The sequence below is a fragment of the Aeromonas sp. 601039 genome, assembly GCF_049174415.1.
GTDB lineage: Bacteria > Pseudomonadota > Gammaproteobacteria > Enterobacterales > Aeromonadaceae > Aeromonas > Aeromonas veronii_A.
Window position 1 is genome coordinate 99,807 of sequence record NZ_JAAKTL010000005.1, and the last position, 13,612, is coordinate 113,418.

The window sequence follows — 13,612 nt, forward strand, 5'->3', positions numbered from 1 at the left end:
GGTTACTCCTTGTAGCCCTTGTCCTGCCACTGGTAGTACATCAGGGCTGACTTGACGCCGATTGACTTGAACGGCTCTGGCGGCAGCCACATCGGCAGACTCTGCTCGGCGTGGTTGAACCAGGGGTGATCCTTGCCTTGATAGAGGCTGGCCACGATGTCGCCAAACAGGAAGGAGAGGTTGATGCCGTGGCCGTTGTAGCCGAGGGCGTAGTAGATGTTGTTGTGATCCCCCATTACCCCCACCGCTTCGGTGCTGTCGCCGGTCATGCCGAGCACCCCGTCCCACACCTGCTCAAACTTGATCCCCCTGAGGGCCGGATAGAGGGTCACCAGCTCGCTCATCATCATCTCGCTGACCCGATTGAGGTCGCCCTTGTAGTTGAGGCCGTCGTTGAAGACGTACTCGGCATTGCCGCCACCGATGACGATGCGGTTATCCGGGGTCAATACCAGATGGAACAGGATGTTGCGGGTGTCGTAGTAGGGCACCCGACTCTGCCACTGGATGGCGGCCAGCTGTTTTTTGGTAAGCGGCTCGGTGACTGCGCTCTGGGCGTGCACCGGAAAGACCCGGCCGCTGAAGTAGCCAAGTTTTGAGGTATAGCCGTTGGTCGCCAGCACTATGCTGTCGGCGGTCACCTTGTACTTGTCGGCCACATTTAGCTCGATCTGCTTGCCCTCCTTGATCCCCATTACCGGGCTCTGTTCGTAGATGGTAACGCCCGCCTGCTCCACCGCCTTGCGCAGGGCATTGACCAGTTTCATGGCGTGTACCTGACCGCCATTGGGGTCATAGACCGCCCCCACGTAGCGATCGGTGCCGAGTTTTTCCTCTGTGGTATCGGCGTTCCAGTACTGGAGCGGGATGCCGAGGCGATTGGCGGTTTTCACATAGTCGCGGTACTCGGGGATATCCTCCTCATCGAGGATCGCCTCCACATAGCCATCGAGCTTGAGGTCGGCCTCGACGCCGGTTGAGGTGACCAGCGCCTGCAGCTTGCGCATGCTGGCGACGGTGAGATCGTAGTGGCGCTTGCTCGCTTCCCCCTCTTCGTAGAGGTCCATCACCTCGGAGCCCGGCAACACCATGCCGCCGTTGCGGCCCGAGGCGCCGCTGCCCACCTGTTTGGCTTCGAAGATGGCGATCTTGAGCGACGGATTGGCCTTGGCCAGATGCCAGGCGCTGGAGAGGCCGCTGTAGCCGCCACCTATGATGGCGATATCCACCTTCAGGTCTTGCGACAGCGGGGCACTCTCCTCTGTCGGTTTCTCCTTGAACCAGTAGCTGGTGTTGGGCTCAAAGTCGCTCATCTTGGGGCCGCAGGCGGCGAGGAAAAAACCGCTGATGCACATGGTCAACGCTTGTTGGCAAAGGGTGGTCGGATTCATTTTCTACTCCGGTTACAGATACAAAATGTCAAATCATTTCATCGGGTTGGGCGGTATTGACCCGGCGACCTATGTCTCTCAGCCGGGCCAGCTGATCGGCAAGACCGGGCCCCTCATCCAGGCTGGTGACAAAGTTCCAGAGGTAGGTCATCACAGCATAGACATGGCCTGCCGAGACCTGGAGCTGGGCCATCAGCATGGTGATGGCCAGCAGGAACAGCAGGGAAGCGCTGATGCCGACCGCCAGAAAAGCGAGTGCCTCCCGATCCGAAATCCTGATGCGCAGCCAGGCCAGCGCGCGGTAGTGACGGGCGAGGTTGGCTGACTGGGCATGGGTGACCAGCTTGACCTCGTGTTCCAGTCGATCGTTGAGGCGCTCATGCAGCAGCTGGTTCTTGCGCGAAAAGCCGGGCAGCAGCAGGCCGAACAGCAGCAATACCCCCATGCAGGCGATGCCGACCCAGAACTCGATCACCATCAGCATCACGGCCGCCCCGACAATGGAGATCAGGCTGGTGGCCAGGATCGGGATATGTTTCTCGAAGAAGTCGACAAACTCCCGCGCCAGGGTGACCCGCGCCACTATGGTGGATTGCCCCTCCTGCTGCTGGCGTTGTGTCAGGATCACCGGCACCGCCAGCGCTGCGTAGATATGGGTGAAGGTGCGGGTATCGACCGCCCGGCGCAGGGCGCCGATGAGCCAGAACAGCAGCACGATGAGGGCGTAGCTCGAGGCCTGCAGCCACTGGCCCTTGACGATGGCGTCGATGGCAAAGCCGGCGAACAGGGGATAGACCACCAGCAGGATGTTTTCGAGGGCCACCAGCGAGAAGGTGCCCGCCAGCTTGAGGGGATTGGCCCGCGCAATCGCCCCCAGCGAACGACCGGCCGAGTGTGGCAACGGCGTGGCCTGCTCGTCGCAACTGGCTGCCGAAGTGGTTGGTGTTGTCATGGGTTATCTCCTAAGATGTCGGAAACGCTAAGTTTGAGCGAGTGCTCAAAGTTTGTTTGAGCGACTGCTCAAAGTCAAGCAGATCGATTGATATCGCAGGAGGTCAGATGGCACGCCCATCAGCAGAACAGCGCAAAGAGATGATCATCGAGGCCGTACTGGCCCTGTTTCGAGAGAAGGGAATGGCGGCATCGTCAACCCGTGATATTGCCGAGCGCACCGGTCTGGCGCGCAGTCACGTCTACCACTACTTCAAGGATTGGAAGGAGCTCTGCCTCTGCGCCGTGGAGCGTTTCACCTATCAGGAGATCGCCGAGCAGCGGGAGTGGCTGTTGCCGCTGCCAGCCCGCGAAGCGTTGCCGCTCTTTGTGCGGGACAACCTGCCGACCAGTCAGGATGCCTCCTGGGCCATCTATCTGGATGCCTGGAACGAGTCACTGCGCGACCCTGTGTTTGCCGAGAGCTACCGCAAAATCATTCTGGCGTGGCGCGAGGTGCTGGAGCAGATCCTGCAAAAGGGGATCGACAGCGGCGAGTTTGTGGCGGGCGATGCCCGGCGACTGGCGCGCCAGATCACCTCGCTCATCAACGGCTATGCCGATGACCTTATTCTGGAGCCGACCCCCGAGACGGTCGAGGCCACTTATCAAGAGATCATGCTGGTGGTGAATCAGCTGGTCTTGCCCCCGGCCCACTCATAGCAGCGCAGGCAAAAAAAGGTGGGGAGGCATGCCAGCGTGGTGCCTCCCCCTGTTTTGTTGGCTATCAGCCGGGCGCGCGATAGCCAGATACCAGGGAGCGGTTGTTGATGTCGATTACCCATTTGTCACTGCAAGATGCCCGTCATCTGCAACTGGCGGCGCAGGGGCTGCTTGCCCCCCGTCGCAGCAAGGCGACCCCGGCCGATCTGCTGGCCACCATCCGCCGCATGGCGCTGCTGCAGATCGATACTATTTCGGTGGTGGCCCGCAGCCCCTATCTGGTGCTCTTTAGCCGGCTTGGCCAGTATGAACCGCGTTGGCTGGAGCAGCTGTTGGCTGACGGCGAGATCTTCGAATATTGGGCCCACGAGGCCTGCTTTGTGCCCCGCGAGGATTACCGGCTGCTGCGCCACCGAATGCTCGACCCCACCGCCATGGGCTGGAAGTTTTCAGCCAACTGGCTTGCCACCCATCAGCAGGAGATTGGCCTGCTTATCGAGTGCATTCACCACCATGGCCCGGTGCGGGCGGCTGACTTTGAACGCACAACCGGCAAGGGGAATGGCTGGTGGGACTGGAAACCGGAGAAGCGCCATCTGGAGGTATTGTTTACCAGCGGTCAGCTGATGGTGCGGGAGCGGCGCAATTTTCAGCGGGTCTATGACCTGGCCGAACGGGTCATCCCAGAGTGGAGCGACCAGCGGGACCTGCCAAGCGTCGAGCAGGCGCAGCGGGATATGGTGCGCGCCAGCTGCCGGGCGCTGGGGCTGGTAAAAACTGGCTGGGTGGCGGACTACTACCGGCTGCGGCGCGGCAAATACGACGCCCTGCTCCATCAGCTGGCGGACGAGGGTGAGCTGCTGCCGGTACGGGTGGAGGGGTGGCAGCACGGCGCTTTTGTGCACGCCTCGCTGGCCGATGAGCTGGTGCAAGCCAAGGAGGGCCGTCTCAAGGCAACCCATACCACCGTCTTGTCGCCGTTCGATCCGCTGGTGTGGGATCGCAAACGGGCCAAGGATCTGTTCAACTTCGACTATCGCATCGAGTGCTACACCCCTGCCCCCAAGCGCCAATACGGCTACTTCGTGCTGCCCTTGCTCCATCGCGGCAAGCTGGTGGGCAGAATGGATGCCAAGGCTCATCGTCAGCAGGGGATCTTCGAGATCAAGAGCCTCTATCTGGAAGCCGGGGTGAGAGTGACCCGCAAGCTTGCACAGGATCTGGCGAAAGCCCTGCAAAAGCTGGCTGACTGGCACCAGACACCGCAGCTCCGTTATGGTGCCATTCCGGCCAATTTGCTGGCGTTGTGGCATGAAAGCGCCCCCGCAAAGTGAGATCTATCCCTTCTGGGCTAAGCTGCAAGAGGGATAAACAGTTCGGGAGCGGGAGATGAAACGAGCAGGAACATGGTGGGCGGGATTGGCGATGGCCATCTTGTCCCCTGCGTTATGGGGGCAAGAGCCGCCAGTGAAGATTTGCCTGGGGGAGGGCAACGAGTGGGCCCCCTTTACCTACTGGGAGCGCAAGGACGGGGTGCCCGATACCAGCCGCCTGACCGGTTCTGCGACGACGCTGGTGCTCGATGCCCTGCAACAGAGCGGGCTCTCGCACCAGATCCGCTATCTGCCCTGGGCACGGGTGCAGCAGGAGCTGGCGGATTATCGCCAGAATGGTCTGTGCGAGCTGACCTGGGATGCCAGCTACAAGCCGGAGCGGGCCGAGTTTGCCTTCTACAGCGTTCCCCTCTACTACACCCACCTCGGTTTTTTCTATCTCAAGCGCCGCTACCCCGAACCGCCGGATCTGCAGACGGTCAATCGCTCCCGGGTGTGCGGGGTGATTGGCTACAACTACACCCCCTACGGGCTTGCGCAGGAGCCACGCCGGGTCAAACAGTTGCAGCAGGCGCTCGATATGCTGGAGCGGGATCGTTGCGACTTTCTGCCGAGCGAAATCGAACCTCTGGTGGCAGGCATTAGCCTTGGCATCTACCGCAGCGAGAGCGGTTTGCTCAATCTCGCCCTGCCCAGCCGCAAGGGGTTCTATCTGCTGGTGAGCAAGGGTTCCTCCCGCGGCCACCAGCTGGTGAATATCCTCAATCAGTCGCTGGTGGCATTTCAGGAAGAGGGGCATGCCGACGAGGTGATGCGCCGTTTCTTGCCACCGATGGAGTAATAGCGAAGGGTTGCTGTCATTTAGGGGGAGCAGATAAACAGAGGGCCAGCCGGTGCAAACCGGCTGGCCCTTTTTTACGTGAGAGCTTGTCAGTCTGCCAGACGGGTCAGTACCTTCACCAGCAGCTCGATGCGCGGGGCAATGCTGGCCAGATCCAGATACTCCTCGTCACTGTGGAAACCGGCACCGATGGGGCCCAGACCATCCAGAGTGGGAATGCCGAGGGCGGCGGTCAGGTTGGCATCGGAGCCGCCCCCCACCTCCTGCCAGCTGATCGGCAGTCCCAGTTCGGCACCACACTCTTCCACCAGCAGCATCAGTGCCTGAGTGCCCTCTGACGGCACCATGGCCGGTTTGTGGGCCTCGCGGGTCAGCTGGATGGTGACACCATCCAGATGGGGACGCTTGGCCAGGGTCAGCAGATGATCGTTGATCTGGTGGTACTCCTGATTGTCCCAGAAACGGACATCCACCACGGCGCTGGCATGTGCCGGCACTATGTTGGCGCCGTTGCCCCCCTCGACAATGCCGATGTTGAGGGTGGTGCCGTTCTCGAAGTTGGTCAGGGCGTTGATAGCCAGGATCCAGTGGCCCAGCTCGGTTATGGCGCTACGCCCCTTCTGCGGTTCGTTGCCCGCGTGAGCCGCCTTGCCAGTGAAATCGATGCGATAACGGGCCATCCCCTTGCGCGCCTTGACCAGCGAGCCATCGGCGCGGGCCGCTTCGGCCACCAGCACCTGTTTTGCCTGTTTGGCCACCGCTGCCAGCCAGTCACTGGAGTGGAGGGAGCCGATCTCCTCGTCCGGGTTCATGCAGACGCAGATGCTCAGGCGATCGCGCACCTCGCGGGGCAGTTCACGCAGGGCATAGACGATGTTGAGCAGCCCCGATTTCATGTCGGAGACACCGGGACCGTAAGCGCGCTCACCATCGATGCTCATCGGGCGGGCGGCGGCGGTGCCGAGGGGGAAGACGGTATCCATATGGCCGATCAGCATTACATCGATCTGTGCCGCATCAGGCTGGTTGCGGATCTCCAGTCCGACCCCGGCGATGCCGCAGTCGACCCGTTTGATCTGCCAGCCGCCCATCACCTCATATTTGGCGGCCATCAGGTCGGCCACTGCCGCAATGCCCGGCTGGTACAGGGATCCGCAATCCAGATTGATCAGCGGGGCCAGTTCGGTCAGGTATTGATCCAGAGAAAAAGTCATTGCTTACTCCACTATCAGGTTCGGGTCAGAGAAGGATGTTCATCACCAGCATGGCGCCGAAGGCGTTGAGTACCGAGATGGCGACCATGATGGGGATGTAACGCCCTTCGGTGCCGATGCAGCCGAGGATGCGGCCCATGTACTGCACCTGGGAGCCCATCAGGTAGATGGCTGGCGCCAGAATGGCGATGTGAGTGCCGTTGAGGATCCCCTGATCGAACAGGGTGATGACCACACCGACTGCACCGCCCATCGACATCCAGGCGCCGATCAGCACGGCTGCCGCCTCACCGGGCAACCCGAAGATGGCCATGACGGGGGAGAAAATGGCGCCCATGGCATCCAGCGCGCCGGTGATCTGCAGCGCCTTGATGATGACGAAGGCCATCAGTACGTTGGGTACGGTGGAGGTGGTGGCGATGACCCAGCCCTTCTTGGCCCCTTCGACGAAGATATCGGTGACGATGGGTTTCTTGATGTTGGCCTGGCTCATTTGGCTTGCTCCTGAGTGTTGAGGGTCTGCTGGGTGTTGTTATCGGTCTGCTTGCCTTCGCTCATATTGAGGTAGACCCGGAACAGGTTGGCCCCGACAAATTTGAAGGCGAACATCACGATGACAGCCAGACCGATGGAGGAGCTGACCGCCGGGCTGCCATCCGCCAGCGTCAGGGTGAACAGCACGGCGCCGGAGGAGAAGAAGTTGACGATGGTGGCACCAGCGGAGAACTGGAACATGGTGAACACATCGGTTTCACGCTTGGTGATGAGCCCTTCATCCTTGAGCTGACGAGTCATGGCGGCACCGGCATCTGTGCTCTGCAGGGAGGCGATCAGCGCCAGACCGGTATTACCGGGGATCCCCATCAGCGGACGCAGCAGCGGGGTCAGCAACTTGCGGGCCGCTTCCAGCGCGCCGTAGTGTTCCAGCACATTGATCATACCGAGGGCAAACATCACGGTGGGGATCAGGGTCAGGGCAAACAAAAAGCCATCGCGAGCGCCGTTGCCCCCCTTGCCGCGCATGTCGGTCATGGCGGTCTTGATGCCGTCACCATTCTCGCTGACGCTCTGGACCATGGTACCGAACGAACCGTTCAGCGTGGTGAAATCGAATACCCCGTACCACTCGCCGGATTGCAACAGTCCGGAGAAGAAGACCACGGCGAAGGCCAGTGCCAGGTAACTGCCTATGCTCACCGAGCGTGTTTTGTCTGTCATTAGCTAGCTCCATATGAATAATTATTTAATCTGAATAATTATAATTGATATGGATGTCACTAAATTGATGGTGGTCAAAATGGTTTGCTACAAATGACGAATGTATTGGGGTTATGTGACTGTGATCGCCATATGATTGGACGATAATCTGGTTTTTATCGAATTCTTTGAGTGAATAAAAAGCAGGGGCGGGATAGCGGGGCAAAAAAAACCGGGCACGAGGCCCGGTTTGGTCAATCAGTCAGATGTGATTACTGGAGTACCAGCACCATCAGCAGGCCGACGGTAATGGCAGATACCAGGAAGGCAAAGCCATAGAACACATAGTGGTGCAGCTTGGTGGTGTGGATCCCCAGATCGTGCAGACCGTGGTAGATACGGTGCATACCGTGCCAGACTGGCAGGGCGATGATCACCAGCAGGATGCAGGCACCCCACCAGGAGCTGGCGAACGCGTGCACGCGGTCATAGCTCATGGTTTCCACGTCCATGATGCCCATGGGCACCAGCAGACCGGTGATGAGGACAATGACCGGCAGCAGCATGGCAACGACCATGCCACCCGCACCAAACAGACCCCAGTAAATTGGTTCGTCAGAACGTCTCATTGTTTTCTCCTCAGGCCACGATGATCAGGACAAGCAGGGACACCACCGCCAGCGCCACATACTGGGCGAGAACGATCGGCTTCTCCGGTACCAGGTCTTCACCACGGAAGATACGCATGGCTTTCGGCGCCAGGGCGAACCAGGTTTTGGCATGGAACAGGCACGCCGCCAGAGCGACGACATGGAACAGGATGGCGATCGGGCTTTGCAGGGATTCCAGCCAGCCGTTGAACGCTTCCTGACCCTGAACCAGGCGCATCAGGCCCCACATCAGCACAACGGCGTAGATGGAGACGAAGATACTGGTGCCTTCACGGATCATGTAACCGGTGTAGAAGGCGTTCTTCAGCCACCAGTCTTTCTTCATTTCGCGGACGTAAGGTTTACGTTTGCTATCAGTGTTGTTCATGGTCTCAATCCTGCTCTCAATCTGGCTTGAACATGGCGATCATGTAGTCCTTGGCGCTTTCGACCTTGCCAAGCTGGATGGCCGCCGCCGGATCGACGCCCTTCGGGCACACTTCGGAGCAGTAGCCCACGAAGGTACAGCCCCAGACGCCTTCGTCCTGGCTGATGATGCGCATACGCTCTTTGGCGCCGGCATCACGGTTGTCGACGTTGTAGCGATAGGCCAGAGCCAGTGCCGCCGGACCGGTGAACTTCTTGTTGATGCCGTACTGCGGGCAGGCCGCGTAGCAGAGACCACAGTTGATGCACTGGGAGAACTGCTTATACTGCGCCATCTGGGCCGGAGTCTGGATGTACTCGCCATCACACAGGCTGCGCGGCTCGCTCGGGATGATGTACGGCTTGATGCTCTCCAGCTTCTCGATGAAGTCGGACATGTCGACCACCAGATCGCGCTCGATCGGGAAGTTGTTGAGCGGCTCGACGGTCATCTTGCCCGGCAGATAGTCGCGCAGGAACGCCTTGCAACCCAGCTTGGGCACACCGTTGACCATCATGCCGCAAGAGCCGCAGATCGCCATCCGGCAGGACCAGCGGAAGCTCAGGGTAGAGTCCAGGTGATCCTTGATGTACTGCAGGGCGTCCAGCAGAGACATCTCTCTCTGGTATGGCACCTGGAAGGTTTGCATCCAGGGCTCGTTATCCTGTTCCGGACGGTAGCGCAGGATCTCAATTTCAATCATCTCAGCCATTCTTCTTAGCCTCGTCTTGTTTCTCACCCTCGGAGCCGTATACGCGTTTCGCCGGCTGGGACTTAGTGATCTTCACATCGGAGTAATCGATGGAGGGCGTTTCGCCATTTTTGTAGAACGAGAGCGTGTGCTTGAGGAAGTTCACGTCATCGCGCTCTTCGTAACCATCCAGACGCTGGTGGGAACCGCGGGACTCTTTACGATTGATGGCGGAGTGCGCCATGGCTTCAGCCACGTCCAGCATGTAACCCAGTTCGATGGCGTACAGCAGATCGGTGTTGAAGACAGAGGACTTGTCGTTGATCTTGACCTTCTTGTAACGGGCTTTCAGCTCGTTGATCTTGTCAATGGTGCCCTGCATCAGCTCTTCGGTACGGTAGATACCGACACCGGCTTCCATGGACATGCCCAGCTCGTTGCGGATATCGGCCGGGTTTTCGGTACCATCTATGTCCATCAGGGAGAGGTGCTGCTTGATGAGCGCCTCGGCCTTGGCGGCCAGCGCTTCGGTGTTGCCATGCTTCTGGGTCTTGGCGAATTCACCGGCCTGTTCACCAGCCAGCTTGCCGAACACCACGATCTCGGACAGGGAGTTGGAACCCAGACGGTTGGCACCGTGCAGACCGACGGAGGCACATTCGCCCGCGGCGTAGAGGCCGGGCAGACGGGTGGCACACTTGTTGTCAGTCTCGATACCACCCATGGTGTAGTGGGCGGTCGGACGTACCGGGATAGGCTCTTTGGCCGGATCCACGTTGACGTAGGCTTTGGCCAGTTCGCAGATGAACGGCAGACGCTCTTTCAGGTACTTCTCGCCAAGGTGACGCAGGTCGAGGTGAACCACATCGCCCATCGGGCCCTGAATGACGCGGCCTTTCTGCTGCTCTTGCCAGAATGCCTGGGAAACGCGGTCGCGCGGACCCAGTTCCATGTATTTGCTCTTCGGCTGGCCGATCGGCGTTTCCGGGCCCAAGCCGTAGTCTTGCAGGTAGCGGTAGCCATCCTTGTTGAGCAGAACGCCACCCTCACCACGACAACCTTCGGTCATCAGGATGCCGGTGCCCGGCAGACCGGTCGGGTGATACTGGACAAACTCCATATCACGCAGCGGTACGCCGTGACGGTAGGCCAGTGCCATGCCGTCGCCGGTGACGATGCCACCGTTGGTGTTGTAGCGATAGACACGGCCAGCACCGCCGGTTGCCACGATCACGGATTTGGCCTGGATGAAGCGGGTGATACCGTTCTGGATGTCGAAGGTCAGTACGCCCTGAACGCGGCCGTCGTCCACGATCAGATCAAGACAGAAATGCTCGTCGAAGCGCTTGATGCTCGGGTATTTGACGGAGGTCTGGAACAGGGTGTGCAGAATATGGAAACCGGACTTGTCTGCGGCGAACCAGGTACGGGGAACCTTCATGCCACCAAACGGACGCACGTTGGCTTTGCCATCCGGCTTGCGGCTCCAGGGGCAACCCCAGTGCTCCAGCTGGATCATCTCTTTGGTTGCGTTGTTGACGAAGTATTCCACTACGTCCTGCTCGCACAGCCAGTCACCACCGGAGACGGTGTCGTTGAAGTGGTTTTCGAGGGAGTCGTCATCACGGACGACACCGGCGGCGCCGCCTTCGGCAGCAACCGTGTGGCTGCGCATCGGGTAAACCTTGGAAATCAGGGCGATGTCCAGGTCTGGCTGTGATTCGGCTATAGCGATAGCGGCGCGTAAGCCGGTACCGCCAGCACCGATGATGGCCACATCGGTCTTGATAATATCCACATCTGCCTCCTTAGGGATAGATTTGCTGGGCACGATTTTGCTCTATGAAAAAAATTCAGGCTTGATGCAAGTCAAACTGCTAGGTTTTATTCCCTTTTTATTGGTTATTTTTCTATAAAACACCCAAATCCCTGGATGAAAATGTCGTTATTATCGTCATTTTTTGGTGTTACTGAGCAGTTGAACACCTAGCTACGAGTACTTTAACTTCTGGATTGTACGTAGTTTTCTTTCAATAAAATGCGAATCACCTCTCTTTTTAGGTACTCGCGAAAAAAATTTTAAGTTTTTTATTGTGATTTTTTAATGAGAATTATTGGCATTTATCTATTCGGATAGAAATAGGTAATCCGAAATGCTGCGGTGACCACGGCGGTGATCTGATAATTCCAGACGAATCACAAGGATTTCAAGGCGGGGTATTTGGCGGGTGATGTGAGATTACTCACTGAAAATTAAGCGCTATTTAGAAAAATAAAAGGGGCCTGTACGGCCCCTTTTGCTCATCCTCAAATGCGGAACATACCGACCTGATTGCTCAGTTCACCCGAAATATTTTTAAGTTGTTCAGAGAGATGGCGTGAGCTGTCTGCATCCACTGCCAGTTCGTCCGAGACATCTTTCACCGCCTGAATGTTGCGGCTTACCTCGTCGGTGACGGCCCGCTGCTCTTCAGCCGCGCTGGAGATCTGGGTCGCCATGTCGGAGATCTGGTTGATCGAGGTGGTGATCTGTTCCAGCGCGTGGGTGGCGTTGTTGGCGTCATCCACGCTGTTCTGGGCCAGCAGCTGGCCTTCGTGCATGGTGCTGACCGCTCCCTGGGTATTGCGTTGCAGGGTTTCGATCATATTGCGGATCTCGACGGTGGAGCTGTGGGTACGCTGTGACAGGACGCGCACCTCGTCGGCTACCACCGCAAAGCCGCGGCCCTGTTCACCGGCACGTGCCGCTTCGATGGCGGCGTTGAGTGCCAGCAGGTTGGTCTGCTCGGCGATGCCCTGAATGGTGGAGAGGATGGTGTTGATCTCCTGAGCGTTTTTCTCCAGTTCCTGAATGATGTTGGAGGCCTGTTCCACCTGGGTGGCCAGATCGGTGATGGAGCGCTGGTTGCGGGCGATCACCTGCTTGCCATGCTCGCAACTGCTGGAGGAGCTGCGGGCCGCTTCGGCGGTCTGCTCGGCGTTGCTGGCGACCTCGACCGCGGTGGCCGACATCTCGTGTACTGCAGTAGCGATCTGGGAGATTTCGTTTTGCTGACGTGCCAGCCCCTGATTCGCCTTCTCCGCCATGCTGTGGGAGGATTTGGCCTGCTGATTAAGCTGGGTCGAGGAGTTGGAGATATCCTGCACCATCACATGGATCCGGTCGATGAAGGTGTTGACGTGCTTGGCAACTGCGCCCACCTCGTCTTCCCGCTCTATCTTGATGCGGCGGGTCAGATCACCGTTGCCGCGTGAGAGATCGGCAATCGCTTCGCCCAGGGTTTTCAGGGGGGCCAGCGAACCATTGATGGCGACATAGGAGAAGCCAGCCACGATAAGTATGGTGATAAGCCCCTGGATGAGGGAGGAGGTGACCATGCTGCGCACCGACTGATAGGCGGTCTCCTCATCCACCATCATGCCGTAATACCAGTTGGTATTGGGGATTGCGTTGAAGTCAAATACCTCTTTCTTGCCACTGATTACCAGCTCGTTGATTGCGCCGTCATGGGCGATCTGGTTGATATAGGAAGCAGTCAATTCAGGGGCCAGGGCGGTGGCAGATTTGAGACTCAACGAGGCATCAGGGTGGGCGATGATGGTGCCATTACTGTCTACCAAAATGGCGTAGGTGCCCTCGGTGGTGACGGCCAGAATATCCGAGATGAGGGCGCTTATGGATACGTCACCGGCGATGACGCCCTGAGTGTTGCCGCGCTGGAACGGCTCGGCAATGGTGACAATCAGTTGTCCGGTAGAGATATCCGCATAAGGGGCAGTAATGACCAGTTTGCCAGCTGCCATCGCATCCTTGTACCAGGGGCGTTGACGGGGGTCATAACCGGCAGGGAGGTTGGTGGGCTTGCTCTGGATCATCTTGCCATCGGCAGTACCGGCATAGACCAGGTCGAATCCACCTGCATTCATGGATTGGGCCAGATGGCTGATGGGTTCATCCTCTTTGGTGAAAGCCTCCTTGGTGGTGCTGACGATGGCGATACGGGAGTCAACCCAGCGGGAGATCCCCTTGACGTTGGCCATGGAGCTTTCGTCGATGATATTCCAGACCAGCCGCTGGGTTTCGCTGCGCAGTTGCGAGGTGTTGTACCAGACCTGTATCCCGGTGATCACCAGAATGATGACCCCGATAGCCAGGACCAGCTTGTTTTTAATCGATAAGTTCATAGTTACATCCTTGTGAGCGTCAGTCTGAG

The 13,612-nt window shown here is 58.6% G+C and carries 13 protein-coding genes; 3 read left to right on the top strand and 10 right to left on the bottom strand.

Annotated features, from left to right (window positions below):
• Window positions 1–2 precede the first annotated feature (2 nt).
• Together G5195_RS06420 and G5195_RS06425 are read right to left on the bottom strand one after the other, a co-directional pair.
• Entirely contained in the window at window positions 3–1,391 is a 1,389-nt protein-coding gene (locus G5195_RS06420) for an NAD(P)/FAD-dependent oxidoreductase (RefSeq protein WP_421221912.1), read from the bottom strand.
• 28 nt (window positions 1,392–1,419) lie between these two features.
• Window positions 1,420–2,343, bottom strand: a complete 924-nt coding sequence (locus G5195_RS06425) for an ABC transporter six-transmembrane domain-containing protein (RefSeq protein ID WP_421221914.1) — start codon at window positions 2,341–2,343, stop codon at window positions 1,420–1,422.
• 107 nt (window positions 2,344–2,450) lie between these two features.
• On the opposite strand from G5195_RS06425, the gene G5195_RS06430 reads away from it, so the two are divergent.
• The 3 genes from G5195_RS06430 (at window position 2,451) to G5195_RS06440 (ending at window position 5,219) form a co-directional block, all read left to right on the top strand.
• A complete protein-coding gene (locus G5195_RS06430) occupies window positions 2,451–3,044 on the top strand; it encodes a TetR/AcrR family transcriptional regulator (protein WP_005335070.1) in 594 nt (197 codons plus the stop codon).
• Between the two features lie 107 nt (window positions 3,045–3,151).
• Entirely contained in the window at window positions 3,152–4,378 is a 1,227-nt protein-coding gene (locus G5195_RS06435; RefSeq protein ID WP_421221915.1) for a winged helix-turn-helix domain-containing protein, read from the top strand.
• 91 nt (window positions 4,379–4,469) lie between these two features.
• Complete coding sequence (locus G5195_RS06440; RefSeq protein ID WP_167573476.1) at window positions 4,470–5,219, top strand: amino acid ABC transporter substrate-binding protein; 750 nt, start codon at window positions 4,470–4,472, stop codon at window positions 5,217–5,219.
• 89 nt (window positions 5,220–5,308) lie between these two features.
• Here the strand turns inward: G5195_RS06440 and G5195_RS06445 are convergent, their stop codons facing one another.
• The 8 genes from G5195_RS06445 to G5195_RS06480 form a co-directional block, all read right to left on the bottom strand.
• Window positions 5,309–6,433 carry a M20 family metallopeptidase gene (locus G5195_RS06445; protein ID WP_421221917.1) on the bottom strand — a complete coding sequence of 375 codons (1,125 nt, stop codon included), beginning with the start codon at window positions 6,431–6,433 and terminating at the stop codon, window positions 5,309–5,311.
• Window positions 6,434–6,458: 25 nt separating this feature from the next.
• Window positions 6,459–6,926 carry a YjiG family protein gene (locus G5195_RS06450; RefSeq protein WP_005335063.1) on the bottom strand — a complete coding sequence of 156 codons (468 nt, stop codon included), beginning with the start codon at window positions 6,924–6,926 and terminating at the stop codon, window positions 6,459–6,461.
• Complete coding sequence (locus G5195_RS06455) at window positions 6,923–7,651, bottom strand: nucleoside recognition domain-containing protein (RefSeq protein WP_005335061.1); 729 nt, start codon at window positions 7,649–7,651, stop codon at window positions 6,923–6,925. The genes G5195_RS06450 and G5195_RS06455 overlap by 4 nt, the downstream gene beginning before the upstream one ends.
• 251 nt (window positions 7,652–7,902) lie before the next feature.
• Window positions 7,903–8,259 (bottom strand): fumarate reductase subunit FrdD, encoded by a 357-nt coding sequence (gene frdD / locus G5195_RS06460; protein WP_040066869.1) that lies wholly within the window; start codon window positions 8,257–8,259, stop codon window positions 7,903–7,905.
• 10 nt (window positions 8,260–8,269) lie between these two features.
• Window positions 8,270–8,668, bottom strand: a complete 399-nt coding sequence (locus tag G5195_RS06465; RefSeq protein ID WP_005335058.1) for a hypothetical protein — start codon at window positions 8,666–8,668, stop codon at window positions 8,270–8,272.
• Window positions 8,669–8,684: 16 nt separating this feature from the next.
• Entirely contained in the window at window positions 8,685–9,419 is a 735-nt protein-coding gene (locus G5195_RS06470; protein ID WP_005335057.1) for a succinate dehydrogenase/fumarate reductase iron-sulfur subunit, read from the bottom strand.
• Complete coding sequence (gene frdA, locus G5195_RS06475) at window positions 9,412–11,196, bottom strand: fumarate reductase (quinol) flavoprotein subunit (RefSeq protein WP_047437968.1); 1,785 nt, start codon at window positions 11,194–11,196, stop codon at window positions 9,412–9,414. Before frdA ends, G5195_RS06470 begins: the two co-directional genes overlap by 8 nt.
• 509 nt (window positions 11,197–11,705) lie before the next feature.
• Window positions 11,706–13,583 carry a methyl-accepting chemotaxis protein gene (locus tag G5195_RS06480; protein ID WP_257691287.1) on the bottom strand — a complete coding sequence of 626 codons (1,878 nt, stop codon included), beginning with the start codon at window positions 13,581–13,583 and terminating at the stop codon, window positions 11,706–11,708.
• Window positions 13,584–13,612: the final 29 nt, after the last annotated feature.